The sequence below is a fragment of the Catellatospora sichuanensis genome (assembly GCF_007483665.1).
Lineage (GTDB): Bacteria > Actinomycetota > Actinomycetes > Mycobacteriales > Micromonosporaceae > Catellatospora > Catellatospora sichuanensis.
Genome location: NZ_VIQO01000048.1, coordinates 20585 through 38469, shown reverse-complemented (window position 1 = coordinate 38469; position 17885 = coordinate 20585). Strand labels below are relative to the sequence as shown.

The following is a 17885-nucleotide window of genomic DNA, read 5'->3' as shown; positions in this document are numbered from 1 at the left end:
CGCCGGGGGTGCCCGGGACGGGTCGCGGTGCCCTAGGCTGGCTGATCGTGACGTGGGGGATGGCTCGGCCCGCTGACCTGTCCCGCCGGGCCTGGTCGGTGGACATCGGGCTGACCCTGCTGGTGCTGGCCGCGCAGTCCGCGCCGTACGTGTTCACCCGCCGGTTCGGCGAGGACGGCCCGTGGGCGTTCGCCGACTACTGGCCGGTGCTGGTGACCTCGCTGCCGGTGCTGCTGCGGCGCTGGCAGCCCACGTACGCGTTGCTGCTCACCGCCGTCGGGATCGCCGCGTACGCGATCGCCGGCACCGGCCCCGCCCAGCCCATCTGGTACGGCCCGCTGGTCTGCTTCTACGCGGTGGCCTACCAGTCGCCGCCCCGGCAGCGGCTGGTGGTGCTGGTCGTCACCGCCGCCGGCATGCTGTCGATCATCCAGTCGGTGAACACCGCGGTCCGCGAGATGGCGACCTGGTCGGCGGCGTACATGCTGGGCACCCTGGCCCGCACCCGGCGCGAGGCCGCGGCGCGCGAACGAGCCCAGGCGGCACAGCTCGCCGCCGAGCGCGAGCGCACCCGGATCGCCCGCGACCTGCACGACATCCTCGGCCACGCGTTCAGCCTGATGGTGGTGCAGGCCGAGGCGGGCGGCGCGATCGCCCGGCGCGACCCGGCCCGTGCCGAGGCCGCGTTCGACGCGATCTCCGAGGCCGGACGCAGCGCCATGGCGCAGCTGCGCACGGCCGTGGGCGGGCTGCGCGAGTCGTCGCTGACCCCGCCACCCGGCCTGTCCGACCTGCCCGAACTGGTCCGCGGCACCCGCCACGACGGCCTCGACGTGACCTACACCGAGCACGGGCAGGCGCGCCCGCTCCCGCCGGACGTCCAGCTCGCCGCGTACCGGGTGGTCCAGGAGGCGCTGACGAACGTGGTCCGGCACGCCGCCGCGACCTCCGCGCGGGTGTCGCTCACCTGGGACGAGAACGGCACCCGGGTGAGCGTCGCCGACGACGGCCGGGGCGCGGGCCCGGTCACGCCGGGCAACGGCCTGGTCGGCCTCAGCGAGCGGGTGGCCGCTGCGGGCGGCACAGTCGAATTCGGGCCGGACCCCGTCGGCGGGTTCCGGGTGACGGCGGTGTTCGCGTGACCGGGACGTCGGGCTGCCACGGCCGGTGGGCCGTGCCGTCGGGCAGCGGGCGCGCGGGCGGCAACGGGCGCAGTGCGCAGGAGCGGCCATGACCATCAGCGTGGTGGTCGCCGACGACCAGGAGCTGGTGCGGTCGGGGTTCGCGATGATCCTGTCCGCGCAGCCGGACATCGAGGTGGTCGCCGAGGCCGCCGACGGTGCCGAGGCGGTCCGGGCGGTGGCGCAGCACGCCCCCGACGTGGCGCTGCTCGACATCCGGATGCCGGTCATGGACGGCATCGAGGCGGCGCGGCGCATCTGCGCGGCCGGGCCGACGAAGGTGGTCATGCTGACCACGTTCGGCTCCGACGAGCACGTGTTCGCCGCGCTGCGCGCCGGGGCCAGCGGTTTCCTGCTCAAGGACGTACGCCGGGACGACCTGGTGCACGCGGTGCGGGTGGTCACCGCCGGGCAGGCGCTGCTCGCGCCCGCGGTGACCCGACGCCTCATCGACGACGTGGTGCGCATGGGCGGGCGGGCCGCGCCGGCCCCGTCCGCGGAACTGGCCCGGCTGACCGAGCGCGAGCACGAGGTGCTGGTGCTGCTCGGCCGTGGCCTGTCCAACCCGGAGCTGGCAGCGGCCCTGTTCGTCAGCGAGCACACGGTGAAGACGCACGTCAGCAGCGTGCTGAGCAAGCTCGGGCTGCGGGACCGGGCACAGGCCGTGATCGCCGCCTACGAGTCGGGGCTCATCCGGCCCGGTGAGTGACTCCCTCGCGCGAGTGAGGGCGCGGACCGCTCTCGTCGGCGATGTCGGCGGCCGCGGATTTCCCGAGGATCGTGACATGAGGAAATCACTGTTCACCGCCTTCGGAGCGGTCCTGCTGGCACTCGCGGGCGTGTCGCCCGCCGCCGCCGAGTCCGCGTCGACCCCGTACACCCCACCCGCGGGGCTGACCGCCACCGACCTCACGTTCCGCAACGGCGGCACCGAACTGCACGGCTCGGTGGTGCGCCGCGCCGACCTCGACCCGGCCGTGCGCCACCCGGCGATCGTGCTGGTGCACGGCTCCGGCGCGGGGCCGCGCGAGGAGCTGGGCCAGGAGGCGGAGGTGTTCGCCCGCGCCGGGCTGGTCACCCTGATCTACGACAAGCGGGCCGACTACACGAAGACCCACCGCGACTACTCGGCGCTGGCCGACGACGCCGTGGCCGGGGTGCGCGCGCTGGCCGCGCTGCCCGACGTCGACCCGGCGCGCACCGGGTTGTGGGGGCTCAGCGAAGGCGGCTGGATCGCGCCGCTGGCCGCGTCCCGCTCGGCGGAGGTGAAGTTCCTGGTCACCATCGGTGCGCCGGGGCTGCCGCCGGCGCGTACCCAGGCGTGGAACCTGATCAACCGGATCACCCGGGCCGGGGTGACGCCGTCCACCGTGGACGCGATCGTCGGCACCGGCATGGGCCTGGCCATCGCGACGGACGGGTTCCCGCAGGCGGCGTACGACCCGGTGCCCGCGCTGCGGCAGATTCGGCAGCCGGTGCTGGCGATCTGGGGTGAGCTGGACACGCAGGTGCCGCCGCGGGAGAGCGCGGAGGTCTTCCGCCGCGAGCTGACCGCCAGCCCCAGCGTCACGGTCCGGATCCTGCCGCACGGGGCGCACGCGGGCCGGGTCACCACCGACGGCTACGACCGCGTCGGCGGCCCGACGATCAACGGCTTCGGGATGGGCGAGCTGCTGCCGGGCTACGGCACGCTGATGACCGACTGGATCACCCAGGTGACCGGCGGGCGGCTGCCCACCTCCGCGGCCGACGCGCTGCCCGCGCAGCGCAGCGACAGCATTCCGGTGTCCGGGGTGGGCCCGCTGTGGTGGGCCGCGTTCGCGGCGATCGCGCTGGCACTGCTCAGCTGGCCGGTCTGGGCGCTGGTGCGCCGGGTGCGGGGCGGCCTCGGTCGGCCCGCGGGAGCCCGCCCGGCGCGTCTGCTGGTGCTGACGGGGCTGATCGCCCTGGTCGGTGGGGTCGCGTTCCCGATCATGACGGTGGCCACCTCCGGCAAGCAGACCGAGCCGTTCCTGTTCGGCCAGCCGCTGGCCTGGCTCGTGCTGCGGGCGGTGACCGTGCTCGCCCTGCTGTGCACCGCCTGGGCCATCGCGGCGCTGCGCTCGACGCAGGGCCGCGACCGGGTGCGGTTGGCGGTCACTGCGGCCGGCGGCCTGCTGCTCGTGCCGTTCGCCCTCTCCCTGGGCCTGCTGCTGCCCTGATCCGGCGGACCACCCAAAGATCGTTCGACTTGCCTGGCACGTGTGCGTATCTTGACGGCGCATTCGCACAGGTGCCAGGCAAGTCCGATGATCGAGGGACAGCCGGGGTCGGCGAAGCGGCGACATGAGAAGGGGCGTCTGCCCACCCAACTCCGGTGGGCAGACGCCCCTTCCGCTGATCCGCCCTAGGGCTTGAGGGTCTGCGTGTTCGTCGACTCCTTCTCGATGGTCGCCTTGGCGAAGCGGAACGGCAGGGTCTGCCCCGTACGCCACAGCTCGAACTGGTCGGCGTAGTTGTCGTGGAACGCGTGGCCGGAGTTGCCGGTCAGCTGGATCCAGCGCGAGTCGTCCAGGTCCGCCATGTTCACGATCATGCGCATGGACGGCACCGCGTCGACCTCGTACCCCTGCCCGGCGCTCCAGCCGGTGGCGTTGACGATCGCGTCGCCGCCGGAGACGCCGACGGTGTCCCGGTTGAACAGCCACTCGATCGGGCCGATGCCGGACTCGCCGAACGTCGCGTGGGTCGGGGTGAGGGTGTGCATGGCGCCCCAGCGCCACTGCTTCGGGTCCTCGCCCTGCGCCTCGGACAGCTCCTTCACCGCCGCCGACATGGCCTGGGCCAGCATGTCGTCCCGCTGCTCGACGGCGGGCGTGCCCTTGCTGTCCCACCACTTGTCGTCGGGGGAGTTCAGCAGCCCGCGGACCACCTCGAACCAGCGGTCCCCGCCGTCGGCGGCGTAGTCCTCGCCCAGTTCGTCGAAGGTCAGGCCGAGCAGGTTCTTCCAGACCGCGTTGTAGTACGCCGCGGCCGCGGAGTCCTCGCCCTGCTGGAAGTCCCAGTCGACGAGCAGCGCGTCGGCGTTCTTCTCGACCTGCGACGGGGCCTGCCGCGGCGCCTTCTGCAGGGCCGGGATCAGCGCCGGGGCGAAGCCGTTGCGGTTGTCGAACTGCTGCTTCTGCACGTCGTCGAGGGTGATCTTCCCACCCGCGGCGGCGATCATGTCGTAGATGCGCTGGCTGCGGTAGCCGTAGCTCCAGTCGTCGGTCAGGTGCTGCTGGTACTGGTCGCCGATGACCGCCTGGTTCGCGGTGACCACGTAACCCCGCTCGGGGTTGAGCACGCTGGGCAGCTCGTTGAACGGGATGAAGCCCGTCCAGTCGTACGCCGGGTCCCAGCCGGGCGCGAACCGCTTGCCGTCGCCCTTGCCGCGCACCGGGATACGCCCCGGCGACTGGTAGCCGATGTTGCCCTCGACGTCGGCGTAGACGATGTTCTGCGCGGGCACCTCGAACAGCGCCGCCGCGGCCCGGAACTCGTCCCAGCTGCCCGCCTTGTTGATGGCGAACACGGCGTCGCCGGTGCGGCCCGGGTCGAGCGCGGTCCAGCGCATCGCGATCGCGTACTGCCCGCCGAGCTTCTTCAGGCTCTCGCTGGCGTCCGACAGCAGCGGCCCGTGCTTGCTCGTGCGCACCGTGATGGTGACGTCGTCGCCACCGGCGACCTTGAGCACCTCCTGGCGCGAGGCCAGCGGCTCCCAGCTGTCACCGACCTTGACCTTGTCGCCCTCGACCTGCTCCAGGTACATGTCGATCACGTCGGGGTCGAGGTTGGTGAAGCCCCAGGCGATCTTCGCGTTGTGGCCGATGACCACGCCGGGCACGCCGGAGAAGGTGAAGCCTGCGACGTCCTGGCCGCACTCGCAGTGCAGGCCCATCTGGTACCAGATGCCGGGCTGGCTCGGGCTCAGGTGCGGGTCGTTGGCGAGGATCGGCTTGCCGGTGGCGGTCAGCTTGCCGCTGATCACCCACGAGTTGGAGCCGATGCCGTCGCCGTCGGCGTTGCCCATCAGGCCCGGCAGCGCGGCCAGCGCGTCGGCCATCTCGTTGAGGCTGTCCGCAGCCAGGCCTGCCACCGGGGTGGTCGGCGTGCCCGGCGGGGTGACCGGGGCGGTCGCCTTGGCGTCGAACGCGCCGCCGGTGATCGCGCCGCCGGTGACGATCGGCAGATTGCGGTCGATCGGGTAGGCGGGGTAGAGCTGGTCCACCTGCTCCTTGGTCAGGCCCTCGGCCTGCAGCGCGGCGCGGCGGATCTCGGCCTCCATGTTGCCGCGCAGGTCCCAGGCCATCGCCTTGAGCCAGGCCAGGCTGTCCACCGGGGTCCACCGCTCGATGACGTAGTCCGAGTTCTGCAGGCCGAGGATGCCGTACTCCAGGCTCAGCGCGCCCGACGCGGCGAACCCGTCTCCGTCGGTGTCCGTGTTGGCGGCCAGCCACGCGTTGACGCCCTCGGCGTACGCCTCCAGGCTCTTGCGGGACTCCGGCGTGAGCAGTGCCACCTCCTGCTCGGCGACCCGGCGCCAGCCCATGGTGCGCAGGTACTTGTCCGTCTCCAGCTGGGACTCGCCGAACAGCTCGGAGACCCGCCCGGCCGTGACGTGGCGGCGGAAGTCCATCTCCCAGAACCGGTCCTGGGCATGCACGAAGCCCTGGGCGCGGTACATGTCGTTGCTGGTCTTCGCGTAGATCTGGGGGATGCCGTGCGCGTCGCGGCGCACGGTCACCGGCGCGGCGAGCCCGCTCAGGGTGAGCTCGCCGTCGAGGGTCGGCAGAGCGCGGCGCACGGACCAGACGGTCAGCCCGGCGACGACGACGGCCAGCACCGTCACGACGCCGAGCAGCCAGAACGCGGTGGTACGCAGGCGGCGGAGGAGAAGGCGTGGGGGTTTCACGTTCGCGGAGTCTACGCAACCGTTGTGATCCGCGTTACCACCAGGTAACCCAGACTTTGCTGGTCACGTGCGCAGTCTTACCTGGGCCGTTCCGGTCGCCCGCTCCTGCGGATCCACGATGAGTTGATACGTCCCGGTCGACGGCAGCTCGGTGCCCTCTTCCCGCAGCCCGCCCTTGCCGTTGATCACGCAGCCGGACTCCACCACGTCGCCGTCCGGGCCGCGCAGCTCCAGCCCGCCGCACTGGCTCGGCAGGTCCGTGCTCGGCACCTCGATGAACACCCGCTGCCCGGTCCGGCCGGTGAAGGTCAGCACGCTGACCGCGCCCGGCCGGTCGATGCGCGCGGTGACCGCTTCGCCGTTCACGGACAGTTCGAGCCGCTGGTCGACGGCGCGGGTCACCCGCACCTTCGCCTCGCCGGTGCTCCTGTCCCGCGGATCCACGACCACCGTGTAGGAGCCGGTGCCGGGCAGGGTGAAGCCGTCGATGTAGCCGCTGCCGTTGATGACGCAGCCGGTGGTCACCTGCTTGCCGTCCGGGCCGAGCAGGTCGAGGCCGCCGCACTGGTTCGGCAGGTTCGTGGCGGGCACGTCCACGAACACCTTCTGCCCGGCTGTCGCGGCGAAGGTGAACCGGGCGACCGCCCCAGGCTTGGCCAGGCGAGCGGTCAGCTCCGGACCGTCGAGGCCGATCGCCTCCTGCTGGTCCTCGACGGTCAGCAGGCGCAACCGCGCCTCGCCGGTGCTGTCGCCGCTCGGGTCGACCGCGATGCTGTACGTGCCGGTCTCCGGCAGCACGGTGCCGTCGATGTAGCCGCTGCCGTTGATGACGCAGCCGGTGGCCACCTGCTTGCCGTCCGGGCCGAGCAGGTCCAGGCCGCCGCACTGGTTCGGCAGTGTCGTGGCGGGCACATCGAGGAAGACCTTCTGCCCCTTCGTGCCCGCGAAGTCGACCTTCGCGACCGCTTCCGGGGTGTCCACCCGCACCGTCCAGGTCTGCCCGCCCAGCTCCGCGCCACCGGCGAAGACCTGGCCCGCCTTGGCCGCGACCGCGAAGTCGGGCTGCCCGGTCAGCGCCACGTCCAGCACGCAGCCCGCCAGCACGGCCGGGTCCGAGACGCCGAGCCCGCGGCAGATCGCCTCCGCGGAGGCCCGGTTCGGCAGGTCGGCGGTGGCCGCGTCCTGCTCCGGGAAGGCCCGGTCGACATAGCTGTCGGTGGACCTGCCCTCCGGATAGGTGAACAGCGACGATGCGGCGTCGATGCGCCAGCTGTCGGCGTACGCGGGATACAGCGCGGCGAACGTCGGCTGCGTGCCCAGCGGCTGCCCGCCGCGAGGGCGCACGTCGTCGTCGGACTTGCCGTTGAAGTCGCCGAGCAGGCCTTCGAGCTTGCCCGCGTGGGCCTGCGCGGGCTCGACCGACAGCGCCAGGCCCCAGATGCCGATCGGCTCGATCACCAGGCGGGAGCCGTCCTTCCAGCGCAGCTCGACGTCGCCGCCCGCGGCCGTGCGGAGCTCGCCGCCGCCGGGAAGCCGCCGCGGGGACGCCGGCTCCGCCGGGGCCGGGCCGGTCGGCACCCCCGCCACCAGCAACTCCACCCCGGCCGTGGTCATCCGCGCTTCGACCCGGTCTCCGTCGACCTTCGCGGCGACCGCGGAGTTGACCGCGACGATGCGCGAGCCCGGCACCGGCTCCTGGCGGACCTGGATCTCGTACGCCCCTGCGGTGTCGCGCACCGCGATGAACTCGCCCGCAGCCTGGAAGTCGTAGCGCAGCCCGTCGACGGTGCGCAGGTGCGGGTCGCCGGTGCTGTGCCCGCAACCCGCGCCCGTGCAGGCCGGGGGCGGCGGGGGAGCGGTGCAGTCCCCACTCGGCAGCGGCCGTTCGCCGTAGTGGCTGCGCGCCGGGCGGCCCAGCGCCTCTCGCAGCCGGTTCTGTGCCCGGGTGGCCAGCACCTCGGTGGTCGGGATGCCGCTGCCCGCGCAGTCCTCCCGGCTGTACTTGCCCTGGTTGTGCTGCCAGCCGTGGTGGAACTCGTGGTAGAGCGCGTCGCACGGGTCGGCGTTGCCGCCGGTGCCGTGGTAGGCGTGGCGGTCCTTGGGATCCCAGAAGATCAGGATGTTGTTGCGGTCCAGCGCGCCCTCGTGGGTGTCGCCGGGCTGGGCCCGGATGATGCTGACGGTCACCCCGGGCGCGTCCAGCGCGGGCAGGATGCCCGCCGGGTCGCCGCCGGGCCCGCGCAGGATCGCGCTGCAGGCTGCCCAGGCCTCGTCCAGCCCTCGGTCGGTCACGATGATCTCCGCGTACGCCGGACGGCCCGGCACCGCCGCCGCGCCCAGCGCCACCGCCAGCGCCAGCACCACCGCCCCGCCGATCCCGGCCACCCCACCGGGCCCCGCACTGCCGGACCTGCCGTCCGAAACGGAGCCGTCCGCGGCAGGGCCGTCACCATCACCTGCCTGGCGGCGCTTGCGCCGGTTCGGCGCGAGCAGGAGGGCCACGGCCACCAGGGTCAGGATCACGCCCACACCGGCGAGGACCGCCCAGTGCCACCACGGGCGGCTCGTATCGTCCGCTTCGGCCGCGACACCCGCCCCGGCCAGCGGGGCGCAGGCGGCCGGGCCGCCGGCCGGCACGATCGGCACCGCGTAGGTGAACTCCAGGCGCAGCGGTGAGCCGGGCTTCACCGGGTACAGCGAGCCGAACGCGCCCGCCCCGGCCGACCACGTGACGATCTCGATGGCGTGCCCCGTCGGCCCGATCGGGATGGCGCGCAGCGGCACCTCCGTGCTCGCTCCCGGCTCCAGCGTGTGCAGGCGCTTGGCCAGCACCGTCTCCAGCGACTCCTCGAACGAGGTCTCCATCGGCAGCGGCGTGACGGCGACGCCGTCCTGCTCCAGCCGGGTCACCGCGAGCGTGCCGTACGTCGAGGTCACCAGCTGGCACGGCGCGTCACCCCGGTTGGCCAGCACGAGAACCGTCGCGAGTGGATCATCGCCGCGTACGGTCACCGCCAGGTCGCCGGCCGCTCGGGCGGGCGTCGCGGGCAGCAGTGCACAAACGAACGCGGCCGCGGTGAGCAGCGCGCGGCGGAGGGGGTGCGCCATGCGGCACACGATAGGCCCCAGCACCCTCGTGGTCGGTCGGGAAGCGGATAGGTGACACAGGCACACGGCATCTAAGCTCGTGAGCGCCTTCGGGCATGCCCCCTCATCCCCAGGAGAACTCCGATGTATCTGCTGAACAAGCAGTTCTGGATCGCCAGCACCGAGCGTGCCGTCAAGACCTTCGTGCAGGCACTGATCGCCGCGTTCGGCGTCGGCCAGGTCAGCGGTGCGGTGGGTGTCGACGTCGCTGCGATCGACTGGCGCGGCGCGCTGTCGCTGGCCTTCAGCGCCGCACTGCTGTCGGTGCTGATGTCGGTCGGTTCCGGACCGATCGGCGCGGCCAACAGCCCGAGCATCCTCACCGCCGCGCCGGCCGCCGCCGCCACGGCCATCGTCGCGGCCGCCGCCGCCAGCCCGGTACTCGCCCCGGCCGTCGCCGCCGCCACAGCCACCGAACCCGCCCCGGCTGCCGCACCCGCGGCTGCACCCGCGCCCGCCCCGGCGGAGCCCGCTCCCGCTGCGGCTCCGGCCACCGCCGCTGCCGCCTGACCGTCCGCCCGCGCCGACCGCCGGTTCGCGCTGACGTCGCCGGCTCGCGCCGGCCGCCGGTCAGCGGTGGAGATCGCTGTTTCCGGTCAAGATCTGCGGTCTGACCGCAGGTTCTGACCCGAAACGGCGATCTTCCCCCGGCCACCGAGCCGGAACACGGAAAAGGCCCCGCCGAAGGCGGGGCCTTTTCCGTACCACCGAGCGAACTCAGCAGTCGAAGTACATCTGGAACTCGTGCGGGGTCGGACGCAGGCGGACCGGGTCGATCTCGTTGGACCGCTTGTAGTCGACCCAGGTCTCGATCAGGTCGCTCGTGAAGACGCCACCGGCCTGCAGGTAGTCGTTGTCCTTCTCCAGCGACGTGAGCACGTCGGAGAGGGAGCCCGGCACCTGGGTGACGTTGGCGACCTCCTCCGGCGGCAGGTCGTAGAGGTCCTTGTCGATCGGAGCCGGGGGCTCGATCTTGTTGCGGATGCCGTCGAGACCGGCCATCAGCATCGCCGAGAACGCCAGGTACGGGTTCGACGACGGGTCGGGGCAGCGGAACTCGATGCGCTTGGCCTTCGCGTTCGTGCCGGTGACCGGGATACGGGTGCAGGCGGAGCGGTTGCGCTGCGAGTACACCAGGTTGACCGGCGCCTCGAAGCCCGGCACCAGGCGGCGGTACGAGTTGACCGACGGGTTGGTGAAGGCCAGCAGCGACGGGGCGTGGTGCAGCAGACCGCCGATGTACCAGCGGGCCGTGTCCGCGAGGCCGGCGTAGCCGGTCTCGTCGTAGAACAGCGGCTCGCCGCCCAGCCAGAGGCTCTGGTGGGTGTGCATGCCGGAGCCGTTGTCGCCGAACAGCGGCTTCGGCATGAACGTCGCGGTCTTGCCCGCGTGCCAGGCGGTGTTCTTGATGACGTACTTGAACAGCTGCATCTGGTCGCCGGCGGCCAGCAGCGTCGAGAACTTGTAGTTGATCTCGGCCTGGCCGGCGGTGCCCACCTCGTGGTGGCCGCGCTCGACCGTGAAGCCGAGGTCCACCAGGTTCGTCACCATGGTGTCGCGCAGGTCGGCGTAGTGGTCGGTCGGCGCGACCGGGAAGTAGCCGCCCTTGTAGCCGGGCTTGTAGCCCCGGTTGGCGCTGCCGTCGGCGTTGGTCGCCGCGCCGGTGTTCCACGCGCCCTCGACCGAGTCGATGTGGTAGAACGCCTGGTTGGCCTGCGTCGAGTAGCGGATCGAGTCGAAGATGTAGAACTCCGCCTCGGCGCCGAAGTACGCGGTGTCCGCGATGCCGCTGGCGGCCAGGTACGCCTCGGCCTTCTTGGCCACGTTCCGCGGGTCACGGGAGTAGGCCTCACGCGTGAACGGGTCGTGGATGAAGAAGTTCAGCGCCAGGGTCTTCTGGATGCGGAACGGGTCGATGAACGCGGTGGTCACGTCCGGCAGCAGCAGCATGTCCGACTCGTGGATCTGCTGGAAGCCGCGGATGGACGAGCCGTCGAAGGCGAGCCCGTCGGTGAAGACGCTCGCATCGAACGACTGCACCGGCACGGTGAAGAACTGCATCACGCCGGGCAGGTCACAGAAGCGGACGTCGACGAACTTGACGTCTTCGTCCTTGAGGTACCGAAGCAGTTCCTCGGAATTGGCGAACAACACGTCCTCCTGGCACGGATGGTCTGCGGGAGCTCCCGGCCCCCACTTCAGCACATCTCCTGGGCTGACCTCGGGAGACGCGGCCGACGGCGCTGCGCTGCGTCGGGTGGCCATTGGCTGGTGGCGACGCTAGAACCGCGGCGTTGCCCGGCCGTGTCAGCTTTGTTTCCGCCGTGTTACGTCACCGGTAAACCGGCCTCAAGGGCTGCCCGGACAGCTCACCCGGCCGGTACGGCGGAGCGGACGGTACGCTCGGCGGGTGACCGACGCATCCCTGCCTGCCGTACCCTCCCTGGCCCGAAGGTTCGGGGCGCTGCTGCTCGACTGGATGCTGTGCGTCCTGGCCGCCGGCTTATTCGCGGACCCGATGCGGGACGGCTGGGCGGCACCGGTGGTGCTGATCGCCGTTTACGGCGTCTTCGTCGGATTCTTCGGGCAGACGCCGGGCATGCGCCTGGCGAAGATTACCTGCCTCGGCGTCGATACGGGTCAGCCGGTCGGCCCCCTCAAGGGAGCCCTGCGGGGCACCCTGCTGGCGCTGGTCATTCCCGCGCTGATCATGGACGGCGACCGCCGCGGCCTGCATGACCGCATCGCCGGCACCCTGATCCGCCCCACCCCCTGACCCTCTCCCGGCGCTGGTCGTCCCGGCCAGGTCGGCCCCAACTCCGCCTCGGCCGTGTCCCGGCAGGACCAGCCCGATCTGGCCGCGATCGCCGCCCCGCTCCCGACCACTCCAGGTCCGGCCCGGTCCCGGCCCGCACCATGATCGCCCGACTTGCCAGGCAGGTGGGCGAATGCGGGCTCAAGATACGTACAGGTGCCTGGCAAGTCCGACGATCATGGCGGCGGACGGTGGCCGCCTCACCGTGTCGGCGTCGGTGACGAGGGCCGGGGTAGGCGGGCGTGGCGCAGGGCTGGGATCGTCACGCACATCGCGGCCGCGACGAGGATCAACGAGGCGCTGGCGGCGAACGTGCTGACCGTGCCCAGGTGGGCCGCGGCGAAGCCCATCACGGCCATCGCCAGCGGGGTCACGCCCAGGCTGGCCAAGTTGTTGATCGAGGCGACCCGGCCGCGGTGCGAGTCGGCGGTGTACGTGTGCGTCAGGCCGCTGAGCAGCACCGCCTGCGGCCCGCCGGCCAGTCCGCCCACCGCGGTGGCGACGAAGGCCCAGGCCGGGAGCGGGGCGACGGCGATCGCGAACAGCGCGCCGCACTGCACGACCGCGCAGCAGGCCATGATCACGCCGAGCCGCCCTGCCGGACGCCACCGCAACATCAGCAGGTTCCCGGCGACCGAACCCGCGCCGAACCCGGCGAGCATCACGCCGATGCCGCCCGCGCCCCAGCCGCGCTCGTCGGCCACCAGCGCCAGACCCACGTTGAGCGGCCCGACCGCGCCGAGGTTGATCAGCAGCCCCACCAGGGTCACGGACCGCAGCAGCGGGTGTCGGGCGAGATAGCGCAGGCCCTCGCGCACCGCCGAGCCGATCGAGGCGCGGGCGGGTGCGGCCCCGTCCTCCGGACCGGCCGTCGTGGCGAGCGCCGCGGACCCGCGGGTCGCCGCCGTGGCTGGTGCTGCCGACTCGCCGTCCGCTGCCGTGGCAAGCGCCGCTGACCCGCCGGTCGCTGCCGTGGCACGCGCCGCTGACTCCGGTGCTGTGACTGGTGCTGCCGACCCGCCGGTCGTGGCCGGGATAGATGCGGCATCGCCGGAGACGGTCGGACGCACCGACCACAGTGCGAGGACCGACACCGCGAACGTCGCCGCGTTGACCAGGCAGGCCAGCGGCAGGCCGCCCAGCGGCAGCAGCAGGCCGCCCAGCGGCGCGCCGAACGTCAGCGCGAGGCGGGCCGTCAGCCCGGACAGCGCCAGCCCGCCGGTGAGCTGCGTGGGGGGCAGCAGGCGCGGCAGCATGGCCCCGGCGGCGGGCAGGAACAGCGCGTCGGCGAGTCCGAATGCCAGTGCGACTACGACCAGCAGGGCGACACTCGGCTGCGCCAGCGCCACCGCGGCGGTGACCAGGGCGATCGCGCCTCGCGCGAGGTCGCTGCCGATCATGAGGCGGCGGGGGCCGTACCGGTCGACGATCGCGCCGCCGAACAGCAGCAGCACGAGCCGGGGCAGGGCGGAGACGGCCAGGACGACGCCTGCGGTGCCGGGGGAGGCGAGCTGGACGGCGCTGAAGGACAGCGCGACGTACCAGACCTGGTCGCCGAGGATCGACACGGCCTGCCCGCCGAGGTAGCGCAGGAAGGCGGGCCGGCGGTGGGCGGGGACGGCGGGCGGGGTGCGCGGGGGAGCCAGGGTCGCGGTCGTCATCAGGGGCGCTCCGGGAAGGCGTGGAAGAACAGGAAGACGTGTTCGCGGTCGGTGTCGCCGTCGGAGCGGGCGGCGCGTTCGTTGCTCGCCTGCTTCCAGCGGACGACGAGTTCGTGCAGCTCCTGCGTCATCTCGGCGAGCTCGGCCGAGGTGAGCTGCAGGAACGTGTCGCTGCTCATCGCGGCGGCCTGCCACTGCTCGCTCCAGGAGTCGCGGGACTGCTCGTAGCCGCGTACGCGCTCGAACTCGTCGATGACGGTCTGCGCCTTGACGGCCGACGAGATCGCCTGGCCCTCGGGGGTGGGGAAGTCGAGCGAGGACCAGCCGGTGGGCCCGGGAACGGCGCGCCACCAGCGCTCGCGGCGGTCGCGGGCCAGCTCGGGTACGTCCTCGACGAAGCCGGCCTTGGCCAGCTCGCGCAGGTGGTAACTGGTCTGCCCGGGGTCGGTGCCCAGGCGCTTGGACAGGGTCGCGCCGGTGGCCGGGCCGAGCTGGGTGAGCAGCCGGTAGAGCTTCTGCCGGACCGGCTGCGCGAGGCCCTTGAGGACCTCGGGATCGGTGATGCGCCTCATCTCCATACGCACCACGCTAGATCCAGTAGATCTCTACCGCAACATTCCTACTGGATCTTATAAAGTTCGATTAAGCAGGGCGTTAAGAAGGGCACCTTCTATAACGCGGAGCGTTAAGAAGGTGCCCTTCCTTTGGCCTCAGCGCTGGCGGCCGCCGCCGCCGCGCGGCATGCGCGGGGGGCGGAACTCCTTGGGGAGCTGGCCGCGCGGCATCTGGGGGCGGGCGTTCAGGGCGGTCAGCGCCCGGTCCAGGGCGTTGACGTCCTTGCCCGACAGGTTGCGGGGCAGGCGCATCAGCGTCATCCGCAGCTTGCGGATGGACAGCTGGCCCTCTTCGGTGCCGATGATGTAGTCGTACAGCGGGGCGTCGCCGATCACCTTGCTCAGGCGGCGCTTCTGCTCGCCCAGCAGCGGCTTGAGCCGCGCCGGGTTGCCCTCGGCGAGCAGGATGACGCCCGGCTTGCCGATCACCAGGTGCACCACGTCGAACTGCGTGGTGGCCGAAACGGCCTGCTTGACCCGCCAGTCACCGCGCATCTGCTCGACGAGCTGGCCGGCCGCGCCGGGCTGGCCCTCCATCATGTTCATCATCGCGGTGTTCGACCGCAGGTTGAGCACGATGAGCACCGCCAGCAGCGCGGTCAGGATGCCCAGCGGGATCCAGATCCAGTCACCGGTGAACAGGAAGACCGCCACGGTGATGGCCAGCGGCAGCACCACAGCGGCCGCCACCAGGGGCGTGAACCACTTGTCCTGCTTGGCGGTGAACTTGAACACCATGCCGATCTGCTTCAACCGCTGGAAGAAGGAGACCTTTTCTTCGGCCTTTGCCATAGACGCGATCCTAGATTGGGTGACGGTGGGGCGATCAGGCGGCGGCAGTGCGCGCGTCGAGTGCCTGACGATACAAGCGTCCGGCCCGGTATGACGAACGCACCAGGGGACCGCTCATCACGCCGGCGAAGCCGATCTCCTCGGCCTCCTCGCGCAGCTCGACGAACTCCTCGGGCTTCACCCAGCGCTCCACGGGGTGGTGCCGCGGCGTGGGGCGCAGGTACTGCGTGATGGTGATCAGCTCGCAGCCCGCCTCGTGCAGGTCGCGCAGCGCTTGCGAGATCTCCGCGCGCTCCTCGCCCATGCCCAGGATCAGGTTCGACTTGGTGACCAGCCCGGCCTTGCGGGCCTGGGTGATCACGCCGAGGGAGCGGTCGTAGCGGAACCCGGGGCGGATGCGCTTGAAGATGCGCGGCACCGTCTCCACGTTGTGCGCCAGCACCTCGGGCGCGGCCGAGAAGACCTCGGCCAGCTGCTCCGGGACGGCGTTGAAGTCGGGGATCAGCAGTTCCACGCCGCAGCCGGGGACGAGCGCGTGGATCTGGCGGACCGTCTCGGCGTACAGCCACGCGCCGCCGTCGGGCAGGTCGTCGCGGGCCACGCCGGTCACCGTGGCGTACTTCAGGCCCATGGTGGCGACGGACTCGCCGACGCGGCGGGGCTCGTCGGCGTCGAACTCGGCCGGTTTGCCGGTGTCGATCTGGCAGAAGTCGCAGCGCCGGGTGCACTGGTCGCCGCCGATGAGGAAGGTCGCCTCGCGGTCTTCCCAGCACTCGTAGATGTTCGGGCAGCCGGCCTCCTGGCACACGGTGTGCAGGCCTTCCCGCTTCACCAGTGAGCTCAGCTGGGTGAACTCCGGACCCATCTTCGCCTTGACCTTGATCCACTCAGGCTTACGCTCGATGGGGGTCTCGGCGTTACGGGCCTCGACGCGCAGGAGGCGCCGGCCCTCGGGAGCGACGATGGTCATGCCGCCAGCGTACGCGCCGAAAAGCCCTTGATCTTCTGCTGGGTAACGGACGTCTCAGTGCCCGCTACCGGCGGGAATCACCCACTCATGCGCTCCGCCGCTCACCGCTGTGAGCCGCTCGAAGTCCCGGTCGTAGTGCAGCACGGTCAGGCGGTGCTCCGCCGCAGTGGCGGCGACCAGCACATCCACCGGTGGGGTGCGGATCGGCATACAAGAAATGGGGTTGCGCGGGTGCAACACTGCTCGGTAACTTCCTGCCAACAGCAGTGACGGGGCGAATCACCGGAGTGACGCCCGGGTCGGGACGGCGTGCAGCCACCCGTGTGGCTCCGCTCACGCGCTGGTAGAGGCCCGGATCATCCGGGTGAAGGTGTGGTGGCACCGCGGGTTCCCAAACCGCCCACACCCCTTTGGGGATGGCGTTGCGGAAGAACCCGGAGGTAACCCACCATGCAACGCATCCTTTCCGTCGAGCTGCCCCGCCATGTGGGCGCACGGATCACCATCGCCGGCTGGATCCATCGCCGCCGGCTGCTCAAATCGGTCTCCTTCCTCATCGTGCGCGACGCGTCCGGGCTCAGCCAGGTCGTGGTCACCGAGCCGGAGCTGCGGGCCCACCTGGAATCGCTGCCCGAGGAGACCGTGGTCGCCGTCGAGGGCCTGGTCATCGCGAACCCGGCCGCGCCGGGCGGGGTGGAGCTGACCGAGCCGGCGCTACGGCTGCTCGGCGAGCCCGCCCAGCCCATGCCGTTCGACCTGTACCGGCCGGTGCTGACGCCGACCCTGCCCACCCAGCTGGACCACGCCCCGCTGTCGCTGCGCCACCCGTCCCGGGCCCGCGCGCTGCGGATCAGCGCCGCGGCGACGGCCGGGTTCCGCGAGGGCCTGGACAGGCTCGGCTTCACCGAGATCCACACACCCAAGATCGTCGCGACGGCGACCGAATCCGGGGCGAACGTCTTCGCGCTGGACTACTTCGGCCGCCCGGCCTACCTGGCCCAGTCGCCGCAGTTCTACAAGCAGCAGCTGGTCGGCGTGTTCGAGCGGGTGTACGAGGTCGGGCCGGTGTTCCGGGCCGAGCCCAGCGACACGACCCGGCACCTGGCGCAGTACACCTCACTCGACGCGGAGCTGGGCTTCATCGGCGACCACCGCGACGTGATGGCGGTGCTGCGCGAGACCGTCGCGTCCATGGTCGCGCGAGTGGGCGCGCTCGGTGCGGCCGTCGCGGGCCTGGACCTGCCCACGGTACCGGCCGAGATCCCGTCCCTGCACTTCAGCGAGGCGCTCAAGATCGCCGGTGCGCCCGCGGACGAACCCGACCTCGCCCCGGCCCACGAGCGGGCGATCGGGGAGTGGGCCAAGCGCGAGCACGGCAGCGAGTTCGTCTTCGTCACCGGCTACCCGATGGTGAAGCGGCCGTTCTACACCCACCCGCAGCCCGGCGACGAGCGCTGGTCGAACAGCTTCGACCTGCTGTTCCGGGGCCTGGAGCTGGTCACCGGCGGGCAGCGGCTGCACCGCCACAGCGACTACCTCGCCGCGCTGGCCGCGCGCGGGGAGAGCGCCGAGCCGTACGAGCCCTACCTGCAGGCGTTCCGCCACGGCATGCCGCCGCACGGCGGGTTCGCGATCGGCCTGGAGCGTTTCGTCGCCCGCATCACCGGGGCGCAGAACATCCGCGAGGTCACCGCGTACCCCCGCGACCTGCACCGCGTCACCCCGTAACCCTGAACCCGCCGCGCGGCCACCACACCGGGTCGCGCGGCGCT

The 17885-nt window shown here is 71.9% G+C and carries 14 protein-coding genes; 6 read left to right on the top strand and 8 right to left on the bottom strand.

The genetic code is table 11. The annotated features are described in order from the left end of the window. Nucleotides 1-47 precede the first annotated feature (47 nt). The 3 genes from FLL47_RS40555 (at nt 48) to FLL47_RS40545 (ending at nt 3382) form a co-directional block, all read left to right on the top strand. Nucleotides 48-1142 (top strand): sensor histidine kinase, encoded by a 1095-nt coding sequence (locus FLL47_RS40555; RefSeq protein ID WP_144128003.1) that lies wholly within the window; start codon nt 48-50, stop codon nt 1140-1142. Nucleotides 1143-1230: 88 nt separating this feature from the next. After that, nucleotides 1231-1890 carry a response regulator gene (locus FLL47_RS40550; RefSeq protein ID WP_144128002.1) on the top strand — a complete coding sequence of 220 codons (660 nt, stop codon included), beginning with the start codon at nt 1231-1233 and terminating at the stop codon, nt 1888-1890. A gap of 76 nt (nt 1891-1966) precedes the next feature. Beyond that, nucleotides 1967-3382 (top strand): alpha/beta hydrolase family protein, encoded by a 1416-nt coding sequence (locus FLL47_RS40545; protein WP_144128001.1) that lies wholly within the window; start codon nt 1967-1969, stop codon nt 3380-3382. Nucleotides 3383-3567: 185 nt separating this feature from the next. Here the strand turns inward: FLL47_RS40545 and FLL47_RS40540 are convergent, their stop codons facing one another. Both FLL47_RS40540 and FLL47_RS40535 read right to left on the bottom strand, forming a co-directional pair. Then, nucleotides 3568-6114, bottom strand: coding sequence for a penicillin acylase family protein (locus tag FLL47_RS40540; RefSeq protein WP_222106424.1), 2547 nt, complete (start codon nt 6112-6114; stop codon nt 3568-3570). Nucleotides 6115-6177: 63 nt separating this feature from the next. Beyond that, the gene (locus FLL47_RS40535; protein WP_144128000.1) at nt 6178-9222 is read right to left on the bottom strand and encodes a VWD domain-containing protein; all 3045 of its coding nucleotides are present in this window, start codon (nt 9220-9222) and stop codon (nt 6178-6180) included. A 123-nt stretch (nt 9223-9345) separates the two neighbouring features. Between FLL47_RS40535 and FLL47_RS43805 the strand changes: the two genes are divergently transcribed. Then, nucleotides 9346-9771 carry a holin gene (locus FLL47_RS43805; protein ID WP_144127999.1) on the top strand — a complete coding sequence of 142 codons (426 nt, stop codon included), beginning with the start codon at nt 9346-9348 and terminating at the stop codon, nt 9769-9771. 207 nt (nt 9772-9978) lie between these two features. Here FLL47_RS43805 and glnA read toward each other — a convergent pair whose 3' ends face one another. Further along, nucleotides 9979-11412, bottom strand: a complete 1434-nt coding sequence (gene glnA, locus FLL47_RS40525; RefSeq protein ID WP_144127998.1) for a type I glutamate--ammonia ligase — start codon at nt 11410-11412, stop codon at nt 9979-9981. Nucleotides 11413-11671: 259 nt separating this feature from the next. On the opposite strand from glnA, the gene FLL47_RS40520 reads away from it, so the two are divergent. Then, entirely contained in the window at nt 11672-12037 is a 366-nt protein-coding gene (locus FLL47_RS40520; RefSeq protein WP_246159307.1) for an RDD family protein, read from the top strand. A 239-nt stretch (nt 12038-12276) separates the two neighbouring features. On the opposite strand, the gene FLL47_RS40515 is transcribed toward FLL47_RS40520, so the two are convergent. From FLL47_RS40515 to FLL47_RS40495, 5 genes are all read right to left on the bottom strand, one after another. Next, complete coding sequence (locus FLL47_RS40515) at nt 12277-13737, bottom strand: MFS transporter (RefSeq protein ID WP_144127997.1); 1461 nt, start codon at nt 13735-13737, stop codon at nt 12277-12279. Next, nucleotides 13737-14315, bottom strand: coding sequence for a winged helix-turn-helix domain-containing protein (locus FLL47_RS40510; protein WP_144127996.1), 579 nt, complete (start codon nt 14313-14315; stop codon nt 13737-13739). The genes FLL47_RS40515 and FLL47_RS40510 overlap by 1 nt, the downstream gene beginning before the upstream one ends. 132 nt (nt 14316-14447) lie before the next feature. Continuing rightward, entirely contained in the window at nt 14448-15143 is a 696-nt protein-coding gene (locus FLL47_RS40505; protein WP_144127995.1) for a DUF4191 domain-containing protein, read from the bottom strand. 34 nt (nt 15144-15177) lie between these two features. After that, nucleotides 15178-16113 carry a lipoyl synthase gene (gene lipA, locus FLL47_RS40500; RefSeq protein ID WP_120316235.1) on the bottom strand — a complete coding sequence of 312 codons (936 nt, stop codon included), beginning with the start codon at nt 16111-16113 and terminating at the stop codon, nt 15178-15180. Nucleotides 16114-16167: 54 nt separating this feature from the next. After that, a complete protein-coding gene (locus tag FLL47_RS40495) occupies nt 16168-16323 on the bottom strand; it encodes a PIN domain-containing protein (protein WP_144127994.1) in 156 nt (51 codons plus the stop codon). Nucleotides 16324-16563: 240 nt separating this feature from the next. Between FLL47_RS40495 and aspS the strand changes: the two genes are divergently transcribed. Next, nucleotides 16564-17841, top strand: a complete 1278-nt coding sequence (gene aspS, locus FLL47_RS40490; protein WP_144127993.1) for an aspartate--tRNA(Asn) ligase — start codon at nt 16564-16566, stop codon at nt 17839-17841. Nucleotides 17842-17885 lie beyond the last annotated feature (44 nt).